The organism is Serratia sp. CY43202 (assembly GCF_052168755.1).
Classification (GTDB): domain Bacteria; phylum Pseudomonadota; class Gammaproteobacteria; order Enterobacterales; family Enterobacteriaceae; genus Serratia; species Serratia bockelmannii.
In genome coordinates this window covers 20,554-39,136 of sequence record NZ_JBJNMB010000011.1, presented here as the reverse complement: position 1 = coordinate 39,136, position 18,583 = coordinate 20,554, and the positions used below count along the sequence as shown (strand labels likewise).

Here is an 18,583-nt window from a genome sequence, read left to right as displayed (position 1 = left end):
TTTCCCGGACGGGGCCACTCGGCCCCGTCGTTTTTTTGCCAAAAATTTCCCGCCGTCCGCTTGAAAAACAAGACCCTGACCCTCATCTGATCCTCATTGTTCGATTTTGGTAGCCATTGTCTTTTGAGGTAATCAATGAGTATGAAAGGTCAAGAAACCCGCGGGTTCCAGTCTGAAGTAAAACAGCTGCTTCATTTGATGATCCATTCGCTGTACTCCAACAAAGAAATTTTCCTGCGCGAGCTGATTTCCAACGCCTCTGACGCCGCCGACAAGCTGCGCTTCCGCGCCCTGTCCGCGCCAGAGCTGTATGCCGGCGACGGCGAGCTGCGCGTGCGCTTGTCCTTCGATAAAGAGCAGCGCACCCTGACCATCGCCGATAACGGTATCGGCATGCGCCGCGAAGAAGTGATCGAAAACCTCGGCACCATCGCCAAATCGGGCACCAAAGCGTTCCTGGAATCCATCGGTTCAGATCAGGCGAAAGACAGCCAGCTGATCGGCCAGTTCGGCGTCGGTTTCTACTCGGCGTTCATCGTGGCGGACAAAGTGACCGTGCGCACCCGCGCTGCCGGCGCCGCCGATGACGAAGGCGTGTTCTGGGAGTCCGCCGGTGAAGGCGACTACACCATCGCCGACATCACCAAAGAGACCCGCGGCACCGAAATCACCCTGTATCTGCGCGAAGGCGAAGATGAGTACCTCGACGCCTGGCGCTTGCGCTCGGTGATCGGCAAATATTCCGATCACATCGCCCTGCCGGTAGAGATCGAAAGCAAGAACGAAGAAGACGGCACCGTCACCTGGGAGAAGATCAACAAGGCGCAGGCCCTGTGGACCCGCAGCAAGGCTGACGTCACCGACGAAGAGTACAAAGAGTTCTACAAGCACATCGCCCATGATTTCACCGATCCGCTGAGCTGGAGCCATAACCGGGTGGAAGGCAAGCAGGAGTACACCAGCCTGCTGTATATCCCGGCGCAGGCGCCGTGGGACATGTGGAACCGCGATCACAAACACGGCCTGAAGCTGTACGTGCAGCGCGTGTTCATCATGGACGACGCCGAGCAGTTCATGCCGAACTACCTGCGCTTCGTGCGCGGCCTGATCGATTCCAACGATCTGCCGCTGAACGTGTCGCGCGAGATCCTGCAAGACAGCCGTGTGACGCAGAACCTGCGCGGTGCGCTGACCAAGCGTGTGCTGCAGATGCTGGATAAGCTGGCCAAAGACGACGCCGAAGGCTACCAGAAATTCTGGCAGCAGTTCGGTCTGGTGCTGAAAGAAGGCCCGGCGGAAGACAACGGCAACCAGGAAGCGATCGCCAAACTGCTGCGCTTCGCGACCACCCACGGCGACAGCTCGGCGCAGACCGTGTCGCTGGAAGAGTACGTCGGCCGCATGGCGGAAGGGCAGGAAAAGATTTACTACATCACCGCCGACAGCTACGCCGCCGCCAAGAGCAGCCCGCATCTGGAGCTGTTCCGCAAGAAAGGCATCGAAGTGTTGCTGTTGTCCGATCGCATCGACGAGTGGATGATGAGCTACCTGACCGAGTTCGACGGCAAGCCGTTCCAGTCGGTCAGCAAAGCGGATGAAACGCTGGATAAACTGGCGGATGAAACCGAAGAGCAGAAGGCGGCCGAGAAGCAGCTGGAACCGTTCATCGAACGCGTGAAAACCCTGCTGGGCGAGCGCGTGAAGGATGTACGCCTGACGCACCGCCTGACCGATACGCCGGCGATCGTGGTGACCGACGCCGACGAAATGAGCACCCAGATGGCCAAGCTGTTCGCCGCCGCCGGTCAGCAGGCGCCGGAAGTGAAGTACATTTTCGAGCTTAATCCCGAGCATGCGCTGGTCAAACGAGCATCCGACGTGGGCGATAACGAACATTTCGCCGAATGGATCGACCTGTTATTGGATCAGGCTCTGCTGGCAGAACGCGGCACGCTGGAGGATCCGAACTTGTTCATCCGTCGCATGAATAAGTTGCTGTCCGCTTAAAAGCTGAAGATATGTGCCCTTAACGACACCGTTAGGGGCGTATTTCCGGTTTTTCCCCGCTTTTTCTTGCCTTTTGTTCGTCCGTTTTTTTGCACATTCCGCAATCGATTTCCTTCGCGCGCCTTGAGCCTGCCCCCCCTGAAATGGTATCGTTGAGCGTTTTCGCAATTTTATAAAAACTACATAGCAAGGGGATTTACGCAATGCGTATCATTCTGCTGGGCGCTCCGGGCGCTGGTAAAGGTACTCAGGCTCAATTCATCATGGAGAAATACGGCATTCCGCAAATCTCCACCGGTGACATGTTGCGCGCAGCCGTGAAGGCCGGCAGTGAACTGGGCAAGCAGGCGAAAGAGATCATGGACGCCGGCAAGCTGGTGACCGATGAGCTGGTGATCGCGCTGGTCAAAGAGCGCATCACGCAGGAAGATTGCCGCAAGGGCTTCCTGCTGGACGGCTTCCCACGCACCATTCCGCAGGCTGACGCGATGAAAGAAGCCGGCATCAACGTGGACTTCGTGCTGGAGTTCGACGTGCCGGACGAGCTGATCGTTGACCGCATCGTTGGCCGCCGCGTACACGCGCCGTCCGGCCGCGTCTACCACGTGAAGTTCAACCCGCCGCAGGTGGAAGGCAAAGACGACGTGACCGGCGAAGAGCTGACCACGCGCAAGGACGATCAGGAAGAGACCGTGCGCAAGCGCCTGGTGGAATACCATCAGATGACTGCGCCGCTGATCTCTTACTACAGCAAAGAAGCGGCAGCGGGCAACACCCAATACCGCAAAATCGACGGCACCCGCAAGGTGGCCGAAGTGAGCGCAGAGCTGGCGACTATCCTCGGTTGATAGCAAACTGGCTGTGCATGACGCCGGGCCTGTGGTCCGGCGTTTTTTTTGCCGTTTTCCCGCCAAATTGTGATCGCGGCAGCTTGTTGCGGCCGTGCCCGTTAATCGCCCGCGCCAAATGGCGTATAACAAGCCTGCGTTTTCACCCTCAGCAGGGAGCCGGGCATGCTCAGACAAACCAATCTTCTGGCGGAAGCCACCGCGCGCCAGATCGTCCAGCGGGCGATGGGCATCATCAGCCATTCCGTCAACGTGATGGACAGCAACGGCGTGATCATCGCCTCCGGCAACCCGCAGCGCCTGTTCCAGCGTCATGAAGGCGCGGTGCTGGCGCTGGCGGAGAACCGGGTGGTGGAAATCGACCGCGCCACCGCCGAACACCTGAAGGGCGTGCGGCCCGGCATCAACCTGCCGTTCAGCTTTCGCAATCAGCGGGTGGGGGTGATCGGCATCTCCGGCGAGCCGGCCGAGGTGCGCGCCTATGCCGAGCTGGTGAAGATGGCGGCGGAGATGATGGTGGAGCAGGCGGCGCTGCTGGATCAGCACCAGTGGGAAAAACGTTACCGGGAAGAGCTGGCGAATCAGCTGCTGCAACCGCAGCCGAACACCGCGTCGCTGGAGGCGATGGCGGCGTATCTGGGATTGGATCTGCGCCAGGCGCGCATCGTCTGGATCGTCGAGCTGCAAGAGGCGCAGCCGCACCTGCTGCGTGAGCTGTTGGCGGAGCTGGAGGCCACCCAGCGCGACGCGTTGATCGCCATTACCGGCTTCAATGAAATGACCCTGTTGCGCCCGGCCTGCATGGCTCAGGGCGAATGGAGTTTGAAGCTGGAGCGCCAGCAGGCGCAGCGTTTGCAAAACCAGCTAAAACACCGCTTTCGGGTGCGGCTGATCGTCGGCGGTTTTTATGACGATCCGCAAAGCGCCTACCGTTCCAGCCTGACGGCGCGTGCCACCCAGGCAATGGCGCAGCGCCTGAAACTGCGTCACGCCACGCTGTTCTACCACGACTATCCGCTGCCGTCGCTGCTGTGCGATCTCGGGGAGGACTGGCGAGCGCAAGAGCTGGGGCGCCCCTGGCGGACGCTGGGCGAACAGGATGAAAAAGGCGTGCTGCGCGCCACGCTGCGCCACTATTTTTCGCAGAATTGTGATCAGACGCAGGCCGCCGCGCAGCTGCATATTCACGTCAATACCCTGCGCTACCGCCTGCAGCGCATCGAAGCCATAACTGGCATGAAAATCAATCAATTAACCGACGCTCTGCGGTTGTATATCGGCATGCTGATGCACGACTGAGTTGTGCCAACCCACAAATTTCGCGCCGTTCCTTCGGCAATTTTTTGTTGTTTCCCCTCAGGTCAACGCCGGGCGCGCGGGATATGTTGGCCTGCACATCAACCACGGAGAAAACAACAATGACAACCGTATCCACTCTGGGAGCGCTGGTGGCGTTAGCCGTCGCCATCGTTCTGATTCTACGCAAGGTGCCGCCGGCTTACGGCATGATTGCCGGCGCGCTGGCGGGCGGGCTGTGCGGCGGCGCCGATCTGGTGCAGACCGTAACGCTGATGATCGGCGGGGCGCAGGGCATCACCAACGCCGTGATGCGCATTCTGGCGGCGGGGGTATTGGCCGGGGTGCTGATCGAATCCGGCGCGGCGCACACCATCGCCGAAACCATCGTGCGCAAAGTGGGCGAAACCCGCGCGCTGCTGGCGCTGGCGGTGGCTACACTGATCCTGACGGCGGTGGGGGTGTTTATCGATGTGGCGGTGATCACCGTCGCGCCGATCGCGCTGTCGATCGCCCAGAGGGCCGGCATTTCACGCGCGGCGATCCTGCTGGCGATGATCGGCGGCGGCAAGGCCGGCAACGTGATGTCTCCCAACCCGAACACCATCGCGGCGGCGGACAACTTCCACGTGCCGCTCACTTCGGTGATGATGGCCGGCATCGTGCCGGGGCTGTGCGGCCTGGTGGTGGCCTATCTGCTGGCGCGCCGCCTGAGCGATAAAGGCGGCAGGGTGATGGCTGAAGAGCTGACTCAGCATGCCGAAGGGGCGCGGCCGGGCTTCGCTGCGGCGATCAGCGCGCCACTGGTGGCGATCCTGCTGCTGTCGCTGCGGCCGATCGCCGGTATCGCCGTCGATCCGCTGATCGCGCTGCCTGCTGGCGGGTTGGCGGGCGCGCTGCTGATGGGGCGCATCCGCCAGTGCAATCAGTTTATGGTTTCCGGCCTGTCGCGCATGGCGCCGGTGGCGATTATGCTGCTCGGCACCGGCACGCTGGCGGGCATTATCGCTAACTCGGCGCTGAAGGATGTCTTGATTAACGGTTTGACGCACACCGGGCTACCGGCCTGGCTGCTGGCGCCGCTGTCCGGCGCGCTGATGTCGATGGCGACCGCCTCGACCACCGCCGGCACCGCCGTGGCTTCCGGGGTGTTCAGCTCCACGCTGCTCGAGCTGGGGGTGAGCGGATTGGCCGGTGCGGCGATGATCCATGCGGGCGCCACGGTGCTGGATCACCTGCCGCACGGCAGCTTCTTCCACGCCACCGGTGGCAGCGTCAATATGGCGGTGCACGAGCGGCTGAAGCTGCTGCCGTATGAAACGCTGGTGGGGTTCACCATTGCGGCAATCTCGGCGCTGATGTTTGGCGTATTTAACCTGGCGGGATAAGGAACAGTGATGAAAACGCTGAAAAAAGTGGTTATTGCCCCGGATTCTTTCAAAGAGAGCCTGAGCGCGCTCGGCGTCGCTGACGCCATCGAGCGGGGATTCCGCCAAATTTACCCGCAGGCGCACTACGTGAAGCTGCCGATGGCGGACGGCGGCGAAGGCACAGTGGAGTCGATGGTGGCGGCCACCGGCGGCGAAATCGTCCAGGTGACGGTCACCGGGCCGCTGGGGGAGTCGGTGTTGGGATTTTATGGCCTGCTGGGCGACGGCGAAACCGCGGTGATTGAAATGGCCGCCGCTTCCGGGCTGCATTTGGCGCCGCCCAACCGGCGCGATCCGCGCATCACCACCAGTTACGGCACCGGTGAGCTGATGCTGGCGGCGCTGGAGCGCGGCGTGAAGGCGATCATTCTCGGCATCGGCGGTAGCGCCACCAACGACGGCGGCGCTGGGATGATGCAGGCGCTGGGCGTTAAATTGCTGGATAAGGATCGCCGGCCGCTGCCGGTGGGCGGTGCGGCACTGGCGCAGCTGGCGCATCTCGATCTCGCCGGGCTGGACGCGCGTTGGCAACGGGTGAGCGTAACCGCCGCCTGCGACGTGGATAACCCGCTGTGCGGCGAAAAGGGCGCGTCGGCGGTGTTCGGGCCGCAGAAGGGGGCGACGCCGGAGATGGTGGCCCAGCTCGATGCGGCGCTGCATCACTATGGCGAACTGCTGGAGCGGGAAACCGGCCGCGCCGTGCTGACCCAGCCAGGGGCGGGCGCGGCGGGCGGCATGGGGGCGGCGCTGCTTGGCATGCTCGAAGCGCGCTTGCGGCCGGGCATCGAGATTGTCACCGAAACCCTGCGCCTGGATGAAGCGGTGCGCGATGCCGACTTGGTGATCACCGGCGAAGGGCGGCTGGACAGCCAGTCGATCCACGGCAAAACGCCGATCGGCGTGGCGCGAGTGGCCAAGCGTCACGGCGTGCCGGTGATCGCCATCGCCGGCAGCCTGACGCCGGATTATTCGGTGGTGCATCAACACGGCATCGATGCGGCGTTTTCGGTGCTCGATCGCATCGTGACGCTGGAAGACGCGCTGGCGGACGCCGATCGCAATCTGCAGGTGACGGCGCGCAACGTGGCGGCGGTATGGCAACTGGCGCAAGGGGGAAGCCCACAGGGATAGCCTGTTGCTGTTATCGGTTCCGACGCAGGACTTTTCCGTTACAATAGCTGGCATTAATGGCTGCTGACATCCCGACCCAGAACGGAATGCCGGCCGGAAAGGAAATGAGGGGAACTGAGATGAAGCAAGAGAAACACGGCGTATTGCTGGTGAACCTGGGCACACCAGATGCGCCGACCTCGTCGGCGGTCAAACGCTATCTGAAGGAATTCCTCAGTGACGATCGCGTGGTCGACACGGCGCCGCTGATCTGGTGGCCGATCCTCAACGGCGCGATCCTGCCGATCCGCTCGCCGCGCGTGGCGAAGCTCTATCAGTCGGTGTGGATGGAAGAAGGCTCGCCGCTGCTGGTATACAGCCGCCGCCAACAGCGGGCGCTGGCGGCGCGCATGCCGAATACGCCGGTGGAGCTGGGAATGAGCTACGGCTCGCCAAGTTTGGCGGAAGCCATCGACAAGCTGCTGGCGCAAGGTGTGACCAACCTGGTGGTGCTGCCGCTCTACCCGCAATACTCCTGTTCCACCAGCGCGGCGGTATGGGATGGCGTAGCGCGAGTGCTGAAAGGCTATCGCCGCTTGCCGTCGGTGGCCTTCATCCGCGATTACGCCGAACACCCGGCCTATATCGCCGCGCTGCAGCAAAGCGTGGAGCGCTCGTTCGCCGAGCACGGCCAGCCGGATCGGCTGGTGTTGTCGTTCCACGGCATCCCCAAACGCTATGCGCGCCTGGGCGACGACTACCCGCAGCGCTGCGAGGATACGCTGCGTGCGCTGAGCGCCACGCTGCCGCTGGCGCCGGAGCGCGTGATGATGACGTACCAATCGCGCTTTGGCCGCGAGCCGTGGCTGACGCCATACACCGATGAGACCCTGAAGGGGCTGCCGGCACAGGGCGTGAAGCACATTCAGCTGATTTGCCCCGGTTTCTCGGCGGACTGCCTGGAAACGCTGGAAGAGATCAAAGAACAGAACCGCGAGATCTTCCTCAAGGCCGGCGGCGAGAAGTTTGAATATATCTCGGCGTTGAACGACGAGCCGGCGCATATCGATATGATGCAGCAGCTGGTGGCGCAGCGCCTGTAATCATCCATAATCTGTCTATTAGATGCATCGTGATCGGGCGGGGATGTGTTAACATTCTCCGCTTGTTAAACCGTCACCACCGCCAATCACATGAAATTTCCTGGTAAACGCAAGTCCAAACACTATTTCCCGGTGAGCGCCCGCGATCCGCTTCTGCAGCAGGCTCAGCCCGAAAGTGAAATCAGCACCTCGTATATCGTCGGCATCGATCAGACGCTGGTGGATATCGAGGCGAAAGTGGACGACGCTTTTGTCCAGCGCTATGGCCTGAGCCTGGGCCACTCTCTGGTGATCGAAGACGACGTCGCCGAGGCGCTGTATCAGGAACTGAACGAAAACAACCTGGTTACCCATCAGTTCGCCGGCGGCACCATCGGTAACACCATGCACAACTATTCGGTGCTGGCGGACGATCGCTCGGTGCTGCTCGGCGTGATGTGCAGCAACGTGAAAATCGGCAGCTACGCCTACCGTTACCTGTGCAATACCTCCAGCCGTACCGATCTCAACTATCTGCAGGGCGTAGACGGCGCCATCGGCCGCTGCTTCACGCTGATCGGGGAAAGCGGCGAGCGCACCTTCGCCATCAACCCTGGCCAAATGAACCAGCTGCGCCCGGAAAGCATTCCTGAAGAGGTGATCGCCGGCGCGTCGGCGCTGGTGCTGAGCTCTTATCTGGTGCGCTGTAAGGAGGGGGAGCCGATGAAGGCCGCCACCCTGCAGGCGATCGAATATGCCAAAAAACACGACGTGCCGGTGGTGTTGACGCTGGGCACCAAGTACGTGATCGCCGACAACCCGCAGTGGTGGCGCGACTTCCTGAAGGAAAACGTGACGATTCTGGCGATGAATGAAGACGAAGCGCTGGAGCTGACCGGGCTGAGCGATCCGCTGACCGCCTCGGACATGGCGCTGGAGTGGGTGGATCTGGTGCTGTGCACCGCCGGTCCGAACGGCCTGTATATGGCGGGCTACACCGAAGAAGCCAACAAGCGTCAGACCCAGCATCCGCTGCTGCCGGGGCATATCGCCGAGTTCAACCGCTACGAATTCAGCCGCGCTATGCGCCGCGAGCACTGTGAACATCCGCTGCGCGTTTATTCGCACATCGCGCCTTATATGGGCGGCCCCGAGAGGATCATGAACACCAACGGCGCCGGCGACGGCGCGCTGTCGGCGTTGCTGCACGATATCGCCGCCAACGGCTATCACCGCCACAACGTACCGAATTCCAGCAAGCACGTGCGCAGTTACCTGACATACTCCTCATTGGCGCAGGTGTGCAAATACGCCAACCGCGTCAGCTACCAGGTGTTGAACCAGCATTCGCCACGACTCACTCGCGGCCTGCCGGAGCGCGAAGACAGCCTGGAAGAGTCTTACTGGGAGCGTTAACCCGCTGAAAAAGAAAAGGTCCGGCATGCCGGACCTTTTTTTGTGCGCGCGTGGCGTTTCAGATCGGGCAGCCGCCCATTTTTTCTTCTTCGCTCAGGGTGTCCAGCTGCAGGATGTTCAGCATGCTGTTGGCGATCTCCCGTTCGCCCATCACTACCTGATTGGCGCCGCGATCGGTGATGTAGGCCACCTCGTCGTCGTAGTGGGCGCGGGCGATGATCTCGATGTTCGGGCGCTTGGCGCGCGCCGAGGCGACGATCTCGCCGGCCTCATAGCCGTTGGGGATAGTCAGCAGCAGCCAGCGTGCGCAGTCGAGCCGCGCCAGATCCATCACTTCCGGATTGGCGGCGTTGCCCAACACCGTCTTGATGCCTTGCTCGCGCAGCGCTTCCACCCGCGGGCGGGAGTTTTCGATCACCACCAGCGGAATGCCCGCCTCGGCCAGTTTGCCGCCCAGCAGGCTGCCGACGCGGCCGTAGCCGACCACCAGCGCATGGTTGCACATCTCTACCGGGATCTGCTTCTCTTCTTCCACCGCCTCTTCGAGGATTTGCTCTTCGATGGTTTCGGTCTTGGCCAGATAGCGCTCCAGCAGGGTGAACAACAGCGGGTTGAGCATGATCGACAGGATAGCGCCTGCCAGCACCAGATTGCGACCGTGTTCCGACATCATGCCGAGCGTGATGCCAAGGCCCGCCAGAATAAAGGCGAACTCGCCGATCTGTGCCAGGCTGGCGGAGATGGTCAGCGCGGTGCGCTTGGAGTGGCCGAACATTTTCACCAGCAGGAACGCAGCGGCGGATTTGCCGAACACGATGATCGCCAGCGTCGCCAGCACCGCCAGCGGTTCGTTAATCACGATCATCGGATCGAACAGCATGCCGACCGAGACGAAGAACAGCACCGCGAACGCGTCGCGCAGCGGCAGGGTATCGTGCGCCGCGCGGTGGCTCAGTTCGGACTCGTTCAGCACCATGCCGGCGAAGAAGGCGCCCAGGGCGAAGGAGACGTCGAACAGTTTCACCGCGCCGTAGGCGATGCCGAGCGCCAGCGCCAATACCGCCAGGGTGAACAGTTCGCGCGAGCCGGTGCTGGCGGTTTTCGACAGGATCCACGGTACCAGACGGCGGCCGACCACGATCATCAGCGCGATGAAGGCGATGACCTTGCCGATGGTCAGCGCCAGCTCCATCAGCAGTTGGCCGCTGCTGGCGTTGTTGTTGCCCAGCATGTTGCCGAAGGCCGGCAGTAACACCAGCGTCAACACCATCGCCAAATCTTCGACGATCAGCCAGCCGATGGCGATTTGCCCGCGCTGGCTGTCGATCAGCTGCCGTTCCTCCAGCGCGCGCAGCAGCACCACGGTGCTGGCGGTGGAGAGACAGAGGCCGAACACCAGCCCGGAGATCAGATCCCAGCCAAGCAGCTTGGACAGCCCCATGCCGAGCAGGGTAGCGACGGCTATCTGCGCCACGGCGCCGGGTATGGCGATAGATTTTACTGCGAGGAGGTCTTTCAAAGAGAAGTGCAGGCCAACACCGAACATCAACAGGATAACGCCGATTTCCGCCAGTTCCGGCGCCAGTGAGGTATCAGCAACGAAACCGGGGGTGAACGGGCCGGCGAGTACCCCTGCGGCCAGATACCCCACCAGAGGGGAGATGCGCAGGCGGTTCGCCAGCATGCCGAGGAGGAAGGCGAGTACTAACCCTCCGACGATGGTGGTAATGAGCGGTGTTGAATTATGCATCCATACTCCTTCTGGCTATGCATCGCGGCACGGGAGAAACGCAACAAAGTTACGAAAAGATACATTTAGTTTATTGCATTTGTTCGCGGCTTGCTTGGCTAATTTGGCCTTTTTTGTAAAAAAGCAGAGGATTTCACTTAAGGCGGGGCAATAAGGGAGTTTTGTGTCAGATAAGCCAAATAACATTGATTTATCCGTAGGATAACCCGGATGAATAAATAATTTCATCCGGGCGGTTCGCGGGGTTACTGCGGTTTATGCTCCATATTGGGCAGTAGCGCGGTGATAATGCCGATCAGCGGTAGGAAAGCACAGATTTGGTAGACCAGTTCGATACTGGTTAAATCGGCGACATAACCAAGAACTGCCGCGCCTAACCCGCCCATACCGAAAGCAAAACCGAAGAATAAGCCGGAAACCATGCCGACTTTACCGGGGATAAGCTCCTGAGCGTAGACCAGAATGGCGGAGAACGCCGAGGCGAGAATAACCCCGATGATCACCGTTAAAATGCCGGTCCAATAGAGTGATGCATAGGGTAAAACAAGGGTAAATGGCGCAGCGCCGAGAATAGAGCCCCAAATAACGTATTTACGCCCTATCTTATCGCCAAGAGGCCCGCCGATAATGGTGCCAGCCGCTACTGCGAACAGGAAGGCGAAAAGATGAATTTGCGCATTCTGCACTGAAACGCCGAACTTATGTATCAGATAAAAGGTGTAATAGCTGCTAATGCTGGCCAGATAGAAGTATTTGGAGAAAATCAGCACCAGCAGAATGCCCAGTGAGTAGGCAACGGTACGTTTTGGCAGCGGTTTCAACACCGAAGGGCTTTTCGGCAGCCCTTTAGTTGCCCGATGCTGATGTTGATACCATTTGCTGACCTGCAGCAATACCACGATCGCCAGCAGTGCCGCCAGCGTGAACCAGGCGACGTTGCCTTTGCCGTAAGGCGCGATGATCAGCGCGGCCAGCAGCGGGCCGAGCGAGCTGCCGAAGTTGCCGCCGACCTGGAACAGCGACTGCGCCAGGCCGTGTCGTCCGCCGGAGGCCATGCGCGCCACGCGCGAGGATTCCGGGTGGAAGACCGATGAGCCGGTGCCCACCAGCGCCGCCGCCAGCAGCACCAGCGGGAAGGTGCTCGCCACCGACAGCAGCAGCAGGCCGGACAGGGTAAAGCCCATGCCGATCGGCAACGAGTAAGGCTGCGAGTGTTTATCGGTGTAATACCCGATCAGCGGCTGCAGCAGCGAGGCGGTTAGCTGATAGGTCAGGGTGATCATGCCGATCTGCACGAAGCTGAGGTGAAAATCGGCTTGCAGGATCGGGTAGATCGCCAGGATCAGCGACTGGATCATATCGTTGAGCAGGTGAGACACGCTGATGGCGCCAAGGATGGAGAAGGCGGTTCCCTTCACCGCACTGCCCTTGGCGGGCGGCATCGCGCTTTGGCTACTGTCGGTCATATTATTATTAGCCTGAGAAGTTGTTGAGCACAGAGATGACATCTTAGGCAGGGCGCCCAATTTTTACCATATCTGAAATAATCAGACTCACATCGCAAAAATTTGAAATCAGCTGTCATTAATTCGCGCTACAATTCCGCCCTCATCATAAAAGCTATTGAATACACGGAGATCCGCCATGCGTTTTTCGCTGAAAACCACCGCATGCGCGCTGGCCGTTTCCCTGACGTTGCTGTCGGGGGCCGCCAGTGCCTGGGAAAAGGATAAGACCTACGCCATCACCATTCTGCATACCAACGATCATCACGGTCACTTCTGGCAGAACGATCACGGCGAATACGGTCTGGGCGCGCAGAAAACGCTGGTGGACGGCATTCGTCAGGAAGTGGCGGCGCAGGGCGGCAGCCTGCTGTTGCTGTCCGGCGGCGATATCAACACCGGCGTGCCGGAATCGGATTTGCAGGACGCCGAGCCGGACTTCCGCGGCATGAACCTGGTGGGCTATGACGCGATGGCGATCGGCAACCACGAATTCGACAACCCGCTGAGCGTACTGCGCCAGCAGGAGAAATGGGCAACTTTCCCGCTGCTGTCCGCCAATATCTATCAGAAAAGCACCGGCCAACGCCTGTTCAAGCCTTACGCTTTGTTCGACAAGCAGGGCATCAAGATTGCCGTTATCGGCCTGACGACCGACGACACTGCTAAGATTGGCAACCCGGAGTACTTCACCGACATGGAGTTCCGCGTGCCGGCGCAGGAAGCGAAGCAGGTGGTGGAGCAACTTCGCAAGGACGAGAAGCCGGACGTGATTATCGCCGCCACCCACATGGGGCACTACGATAACGGCGAACACGGCTCGAACGCGCCGGGCGACGTGGAGATGGCGCGCAGCCTGCCGGCCGGATATCTCGACATGATCGTCGGCGGCCACTCACAGGATCCGGTGTGTATGGCCGGCGACAACCGCAAACAGGTGGATTATGTGCCGGGCACGCCGTGCTCGCCGGATCGCCAGAACGGCACCTGGATCGTGCAAGCGCATGAGTGGGGGAAATACGTGGGTCGCGCCGACTTCGAATTCCGCAACGGCGAGCTGAAGCTGGTGCATTATCAGCTGATCCCGGTAAACCTGAAGAAGAAGGTGGAGAAGGCGGACGGCACCAGCGAGCGGGTGTACTACACCCAGCAGATTGCGGAAGATCCGACCATGATGAAGCTGCTGACGCCGTTCCAGGATAAGGGCAAGGCGCAGCTGGGCGTGAAGATCGGCAGCGTCAACGGCAAGCTTGAAGGCGATCGCAGCAAGGTGCGCTTCGTGCAGACCAACCTGGCTCGGGTGATGCTGGCGGCGCAGAGGGAGCGCGCCGACGCCGACTTCGCCGTGATGAGCGGCGGCGGGGTGCGCGATTCGATTGAAAGCGGCGATATCACCTACAAGAACGTGCTCAAGGTGCAGCCGTTTGGCAACACGTTGGTGCATGTCGATATGAAAGGCCGTGAGGTTGAACAGTATCTGGCGGTGGTGGCCAACATGAAGCCGGACTCCGGCGCCTACGCCCAGTTCGCCAACGTCAGCCTAGTGGCGGACGGCAAGGGCGTCAGCGAGGTGAAGATCAACGGCCAGCCGCTGCAGGCGGATAAAACCTACCGCATGGCGACACTGAACTTCAATGCGCTGGGCGGCGACGGCTATCCGAAGCTGGACGGGCTGCCGAGCTACGTCAACACCGGCTTTATCGATGCCGAAGTGCTGAAGCAGTACATCGAGAAACACTCGCCGCTGGATGCGGCGGCCTACGAGCCAAAGGGCGAGATCGTCTATCGATAGAGGTGTAGCGGAACGGCGTTCTCGCTTGTCGCGGGGGCGCCGTTCCCGCCTTCGCGAGCCTCCTCTCCATCAACGCCTTCTGTCGGCGTTGCCGTTTTAGACGGTGTCTTACTTTCGTCTCTCCATATACGCCCTCGCTGGGCAACCCATCATATTCTTGAAAAAAGTGGCGAAGGCGCTGTCGCTGGAAAACGCCAGCTGGCCGGCGACCTCGGATTGGCTCAGCCCTGCGGCCAACATCTCTATCGCTTTGATCAGGCGCCATTGCTGACGCCACTGTTGATAACTGAGACCGGTTTCACGGCGGAAAATCCGGCTGATGGTTTTCTCGGAAGCGCCGCTATAGCGCGATAGCTCGTGCAGCGGCGGAAGCATGTCCAGATTGGTCAGATGGCGCAGGCGCCGGTCGCTGGGCAGCGGCAGCAACGTCAGTTCGCGCGGTGCGGCGGCGATCTCGTCGAGGCAGACCGCCAGAATATTGGCGTGAGGCCCGTGCTGCCAGTCGGTGTCGAAAGCGGCGAACGCGATGCGTTCCAACACCTCGCGCAGCAGCGGCGAGGCTGTCAGTACGGCAAGCTGCGCAGGCAGACAGGCATAGCGATCGGCGTCGAGATAAAGCGAACGGTAACCGACGACGCCGTTGACCTGAACGCGGTGAGCCACCTGCGGCGGGATCCAGGCGACTCTGCCCGGCGGCAGCATACAGATGCTTTGGTTGAGCGTGATGCGCATGCTGCCTTGCTGACAGAACAGCAACTGCCCCCTGTCATGCCAATGCGTGCCCGAGTCGTGCTGCGCCAGTTCGGCGGCGATCCCGAGTACCCCGTTGTCGAGCGTATCCGGATTAAAACTGTCCTGCGCCTGAAGCCACGCCATAGTATGTCCGATTTTGTAAATTTATTGTCTTTTATATTGTAATCGGTACCGGGGAGCTGATGCTACCTTGTGCAGCCTATTCTTGGCTACAGGATCTGTTATGCAACGTAAACTGACGCTGACGTTGGCGACGTCGATGATGATGTTTCCCCAGGTGGTGGAGACCATCTACAGCCCGGCATTGACGCACATTGCGCACGGTTTCCGGGTCAGTGCGGAGATGGCGGCGCAAACGCTCTCTTGTTACTTTTTCGCTTTTGCGCTCGGCGTGGTGGTATGGGGGCGGATGTGCGACGTCATCGGGCGGCGTCCTACCATTTTGGCCGGGCTGACGCTCTATCTGCTGGCTTCTATCATCGCGCTGTTCAGCGGCAGCTTCAGCGTGCTGCTGGCGGCGCGTGTGCTGGCCGCCTTTGGCGCGGCGGTCGGTTCGGTCGGGACGCAAACGGCGATTCGCGATCGCTTCGACGGTTATGAGTTGGCGCGGGTGTTCTCGGTGATGGGGATCGCCATGGCGATCAGTCCGGCGGTTGGCGTGTTGAGCGGCGCAGTGCTGACTTACTATTGGGGCTATCAGGGGGTGTTCGGCGGTTTGGCGCTGTTGGCGGCGCTGTTGTTGGGCTATACCGGTTGGCAACTGCCGGAGACGCGTCCGCAACAGGTGGTGAAGAGTTCATTTTTCGGCACGCTGGGGCGGATGATCAAGGACGGGGATATTTGGCTCAGTGCGCTGTTGGTGGCGTTGTTCAATATTTGCATGTTCAGCTATTACCAACTGGCGCCATTCCACTTCTCAGCGTTGGGATTGCCGACGCAGTGGTTCGGTTATACCGGTTTGGTATTGGCGGTCGGAGTGGGTATCGGCGCGGCGATCAACAAGTTTTTGATCGGCAAACGCTGGCTGTTCCCCGCACTGTTGATGCTGGCCTGCGCGCTGTCGCTGACCGGCGGCCTGCTGGTATTGCTGCTGGAAGGGACCTTGTGGTTTGTTCTGCCGATGATGCTGGTGGTGATGGCGTACGGCATCGCCATTCCCAATATTCTGGCGCGCGCGCTGCGCCATTATAAAGACTGCATGGGCACTGCCGGCGCCATCCTTGGCCTGATGTATTACCTGATGCTCGGCGGTGGCCTGGTGCTGGCGGGGCTGTCGCTGCACCTGGGTGCCGTGCTGTCGCTCTGCAGTCTCTGCGTGCTGCTGTTGGCGTGGCGGGTGGCGCACAACGAGCGTCGTTTGGCGTTGCCTGCGCGTAGCTGAATGATAAACGGGGCGGACATTCTCGCCACCGCTGCCTTCCAATGATAGCCTGAGCGACAATTTGGTTTTGATAACGCAAACAGGAAGATGACATGTTGAAAACCGCAGGCTGGCTGCTGCCCGCCATCCTGGCGCTGGCGGGGTGTTCGTCATCCGGCCAAGGTCATGAGCAAACGCTTAGCCAGGCGCTGGCGGCCCTCGGCCAGGACAAGGCGCTGGTTGGGGCGTCGAGCGGCGTGATGGTGCGCGATGCCGAGAGCGGCACCGTGCTGTATCAGGCGCACGCGGAGCAGCGTTTGGCGCCGGCTTCCAACATGAAGATGTTCACTTCTCTGGCGGCGTTCGGCGTGCTGGGGGCGGATTACCGGTTTGAAACCCGGCTGCTGACCACCGGTGAACAGCGCGGCAACACCTTGCAGGGGGATCTCTATCTGCAGGGCAGCGGCGATCCGACGTTGCATCCTGACGATCTCGACACCTTCGCCGCCACGCTGGCGCAGCGCGGCGTTCGCCAGATTCATGGGCGGCTGATCCTGGACGCCAGCGCGTTCGATCAAACGCCATTCGGCGCCGGCTGGAGCTGGGACGATGAACCCTTTGCCTTCGCTGCACCGATCTCGGCGCTAAACTACGCCTTTACCCCCGGCGGCGATATCAACGTGGTGCGGGTGGATGTGCAACCGGGCGCCCGCGCCGGTGCGCCGGGGCGGGTGAGCTTCTATCCCGCCAATGACGCGGTGACGCTGGTCAACCGTACCAGCACCGGCGGCGACACCGCACTGACGTTCGAGCGCCAACCGGGCAGTAACCGGGTTGTGGTCAGCGGCACCATTGCCGCGCAGGCGGAGGCTCGTTCGCGATTGATCACTGTCGATCAACCCACCCGCGTGGTTGGTGCCTTACTGCAAAATGCCCTGCGCGCGCACGGCATTACCCTGCACGGTAATGCTGAAGAGGGTGTGACGCCGGCCGGCGCACAGCTGCTGGCGCAAAAAACCTCGCCGCCGCTCTCCCGCCTGATCGTCACCTTCCTGAAAGTGTCCAATAACGGTTACGGTGAGGTACTGACCAAAGCGATGGGCCGCAAGACGCAGGGTAAGGGGGATTGGGCCGCCGGCCTGCAGGCGATCGGCCAGTTTGTGCAAAGCCAGGGCATCGAGGCCGGCGCGTACCGTCAGGTGGACGGTTCCGGGCTGTCGCGCATGAACCAGATCACGGCGCAGCAGCTGACACTGCTGCTGCTGGCGGCCAGGAAACAGCCGTGGTTCGCCGACTGGTATCGCGCTTTGCCCGTCGCGGGCCAGCCGGGGTTGCTGGTAGGCGGCACGCTGCAGAGTCGTATGGTGAAGACGGCGGCGGCGGGCCGCGCCCACGCCAAGAGCGGCTCCATGACCGGGGTCTCGTCGCTCAGCGGCTATGTCGACTCGGCGACCGGACGGCCGCTGGCGTTCGCCATTATCAGCAACAACTATCTGGTGCCCGGCGCGGAGGTGAAGGCGCTGGAGGACCGCCTGGTGGAAACGCTGGCAGCCTGTGATGCCACGGTGGTGTGCCGCTGAGTACGCTGCGTCAGTCGCGTTTGGCGATGTCGGCGAAGCTGCCGGCCAGCAGGCGGCACAGATCGGCGGCGGCCAACTCGATGTCCAGCCCGCGTTTACCGCCGGAGACGTAGATGGTGGCGAACGCTTGTGCCGGGCTGTCGATCACCGTCGGCAGCCGTTTTTTTTGCCCCAGCGGGCTGATGCCACCCACCAGATACCCGGTGACGCGCTGCGCCAGCTGCGGATCGGCCATCTCGGCCTTTTTGGCGCCGAGGGCGCGGGCAACCTTTTTCAGATCCAGCTGGGTGGCGACCGGCGTGACCGCCACCGCCAGGTGTTTGGCGTCGCCGTTCAGCGCCACCAGCAAGGTTTTGTAAACCCGATCGGCATCCAGCCCCAGCTTTCTCACTGCCTCATCGCCGAAGTTGGTTTCGTCGCTGTCGTGGTGATAAGGATGAAGGGTAAAGGTGACCTTTTGTTTCTCAAGCAGAACGACTGCGGGCGTCATGATGTGTTGTCCAAAATGTCCCCAGCGGGGAAGGGGTGATAACCAGTCTTAAAAATACAAAAATCCAACCTGCACGGCAACCTGAGCGGCTGTTACATAAAGCGGGTTGCCAAGATATTCACCGGGTTGCTACCCTGTTTACTGTAACCGTTAACACGGTTGCT

General features: G+C 61.0%; 14 protein-coding genes. 10 read left to right on the top strand and 4 right to left on the bottom strand.

Annotated elements, in window-relative coordinates:
- Positions 1-141: 141 nt before the first annotated feature.
- The 7 genes from htpG (at position 142) to ACJ8J5_RS21210 (ending at position 9,189) form a co-directional block, all read left to right on the top strand.
- The gene (htpG, locus tag ACJ8J5_RS21240; protein WP_414104750.1) at positions 142-2,007 is read left to right on the top strand and encodes a molecular chaperone HtpG; all 1,866 of its coding nucleotides are present in this window, start codon (positions 142-144) and stop codon (positions 2,005-2,007) included.
- A 203-nt stretch (positions 2,008-2,210) separates the two neighbouring features.
- Complete coding sequence (gene adk, locus ACJ8J5_RS21235; protein WP_025301793.1) at positions 2,211-2,855, top strand: adenylate kinase; 645 nt, start codon at positions 2,211-2,213, stop codon at positions 2,853-2,855.
- Between the two features lie 165 nt (positions 2,856-3,020).
- The gene (locus ACJ8J5_RS21230) at positions 3,021-4,154 is read left to right on the top strand and encodes a sugar diacid recognition domain-containing protein (protein WP_025301794.1); all 1,134 of its coding nucleotides are present in this window, start codon (positions 3,021-3,023) and stop codon (positions 4,152-4,154) included.
- A 119-nt stretch (positions 4,155-4,273) separates the two neighbouring features.
- Positions 4,274-5,539, top strand: coding sequence for a GntP family permease (locus ACJ8J5_RS21225; RefSeq protein ID WP_025301795.1), 1,266 nt, complete (start codon positions 4,274-4,276; stop codon positions 5,537-5,539).
- A gap of 9 nt (positions 5,540-5,548) precedes the next feature.
- Entirely contained in the window at positions 5,549-6,712 is a 1,164-nt protein-coding gene (locus tag ACJ8J5_RS21220) for a glycerate kinase (RefSeq protein ID WP_261425478.1), read from the top strand.
- 119 nt (positions 6,713-6,831) lie between these two features.
- On the top strand, positions 6,832-7,794 hold the full coding sequence (gene hemH / locus ACJ8J5_RS21215; RefSeq protein ID WP_004940253.1) for a ferrochelatase: 963 nt from the start codon (positions 6,832-6,834) through the stop codon (positions 7,792-7,794).
- A gap of 90 nt (positions 7,795-7,884) precedes the next feature.
- The gene (locus tag ACJ8J5_RS21210; RefSeq protein ID WP_060432564.1) at positions 7,885-9,189 is read left to right on the top strand and encodes an inosine/guanosine kinase; all 1,305 of its coding nucleotides are present in this window, start codon (positions 7,885-7,887) and stop codon (positions 9,187-9,189) included.
- 58 nt (positions 9,190-9,247) lie between these two features.
- Here the strand turns inward: ACJ8J5_RS21210 and ybaL are convergent, their stop codons facing one another.
- Both ybaL and ACJ8J5_RS21200 read right to left on the bottom strand, forming a co-directional pair.
- A complete protein-coding gene (gene ybaL, locus ACJ8J5_RS21205; protein ID WP_025301798.1) occupies positions 9,248-10,939 on the bottom strand; it encodes a YbaL family putative K(+) efflux transporter in 1,692 nt (563 codons plus the stop codon).
- Between the two features lie 245 nt (positions 10,940-11,184).
- Positions 11,185-12,405, bottom strand: coding sequence for an MFS transporter (locus ACJ8J5_RS21200; protein ID WP_414104749.1), 1,221 nt, complete (start codon positions 12,403-12,405; stop codon positions 11,185-11,187).
- A gap of 178 nt (positions 12,406-12,583) precedes the next feature.
- On the opposite strand from ACJ8J5_RS21200, the gene ushA reads away from it, so the two are divergent.
- Entirely contained in the window at positions 12,584-14,236 is a 1,653-nt protein-coding gene (ushA, locus tag ACJ8J5_RS21195) for a bifunctional UDP-sugar hydrolase/5'-nucleotidase UshA (RefSeq protein ID WP_025301800.1), read from the top strand.
- Between the two features lie 108 nt (positions 14,237-14,344).
- Here ushA and ACJ8J5_RS21190 read toward each other — a convergent pair whose 3' ends face one another.
- Positions 14,345-15,112, bottom strand: a complete 768-nt coding sequence (locus tag ACJ8J5_RS21190; protein WP_147823487.1) for an AraC family transcriptional regulator — start codon at positions 15,110-15,112, stop codon at positions 14,345-14,347.
- A gap of 100 nt (positions 15,113-15,212) precedes the next feature.
- On the opposite strand from ACJ8J5_RS21190, the gene ACJ8J5_RS21185 reads away from it, so the two are divergent.
- On the top strand, positions 15,213-16,370 hold the full coding sequence (locus ACJ8J5_RS21185) for a multidrug effflux MFS transporter (protein WP_414104748.1): 1,158 nt from the start codon (positions 15,213-15,215) through the stop codon (positions 16,368-16,370).
- A 92-nt stretch (positions 16,371-16,462) separates the two neighbouring features.
- Positions 16,463-17,929 (top strand): D-alanyl-D-alanine carboxypeptidase/D-alanyl-D-alanine endopeptidase, encoded by a 1,467-nt coding sequence (gene dacB / locus ACJ8J5_RS21180; protein WP_141997437.1) that lies wholly within the window; start codon positions 16,463-16,465, stop codon positions 17,927-17,929.
- 10 nt (positions 17,930-17,939) lie between these two features.
- On the opposite strand, the gene ybaK is transcribed toward dacB, so the two are convergent.
- Positions 17,940-18,419 (bottom strand): Cys-tRNA(Pro)/Cys-tRNA(Cys) deacylase YbaK, encoded by a 480-nt coding sequence (gene ybaK / locus ACJ8J5_RS21175; protein ID WP_049272291.1) that lies wholly within the window; start codon positions 18,417-18,419, stop codon positions 17,940-17,942.
- Between the last annotated feature and the right edge of the window lie 164 nt (positions 18,420-18,583).

What these genes read in the sequence shown, in the direction of transcription:
- htpG (WP_414104750.1), top strand. Translation starts at nt 142, where the DNA reads ATGAAAGGTCAAGAAACCCGCGGGTTCCAGTCTGAAGTAAAACAGCTG.
- adk (WP_025301793.1), top strand. Translation starts at nt 2,211, where the DNA reads ATGCGTATCATTCTGCTGGGCGCTCCGGGCGCTGGTAAAGGTACTCAG.
- ACJ8J5_RS21230 (WP_025301794.1), top strand. Translation starts at nt 3,021, where the DNA reads ATGCTCAGACAAACCAATCTTCTGGCGGAAGCCACCGCGCGCCAGATC.
- ACJ8J5_RS21225 (WP_025301795.1), top strand. Translation starts at nt 4,274, where the DNA reads ATGACAACCGTATCCACTCTGGGAGCGCTGGTGGCGTTAGCCGTCGCC.
- ACJ8J5_RS21220 (WP_261425478.1), top strand. Translation starts at nt 5,549, where the DNA reads ATGAAAACGCTGAAAAAAGTGGTTATTGCCCCGGATTCTTTCAAAGAG.
- hemH (WP_004940253.1), top strand. Translation starts at nt 6,832, where the DNA reads ATGAAGCAAGAGAAACACGGCGTATTGCTGGTGAACCTGGGCACACCA.
- ACJ8J5_RS21210 (WP_060432564.1), top strand. Translation starts at nt 7,885, where the DNA reads ATGAAATTTCCTGGTAAACGCAAGTCCAAACACTATTTCCCGGTGAGC.
- ybaL (WP_025301798.1), bottom strand. Translation starts at nt 10,939, where the DNA reads ATGCATAATTCAACACCGCTCATTACCACCATCGTCGGAGGGTTAGTA.
- ACJ8J5_RS21200 (WP_414104749.1), bottom strand. Translation starts at nt 12,405, where the DNA reads ATGACCGACAGTAGCCAAAGCGCGATGCCGCCCGCCAAGGGCAGTGCG.
- ushA (WP_025301800.1), top strand. Translation starts at nt 12,584, where the DNA reads ATGCGTTTTTCGCTGAAAACCACCGCATGCGCGCTGGCCGTTTCCCTG.
- ACJ8J5_RS21190 (WP_147823487.1), bottom strand. Translation starts at nt 15,112, where the DNA reads ATGGCGTGGCTTCAGGCGCAGGACAGTTTTAATCCGGATACGCTCGAC.
- ACJ8J5_RS21185 (WP_414104748.1), top strand. Translation starts at nt 15,213, where the DNA reads ATGCAACGTAAACTGACGCTGACGTTGGCGACGTCGATGATGATGTTT.
- dacB (WP_141997437.1), top strand. Translation starts at nt 16,463, where the DNA reads ATGTTGAAAACCGCAGGCTGGCTGCTGCCCGCCATCCTGGCGCTGGCG.
- ybaK (WP_049272291.1), bottom strand. Translation starts at nt 18,419, where the DNA reads ATGACGCCCGCAGTCGTTCTGCTTGAGAAACAAAAGGTCACCTTTACC.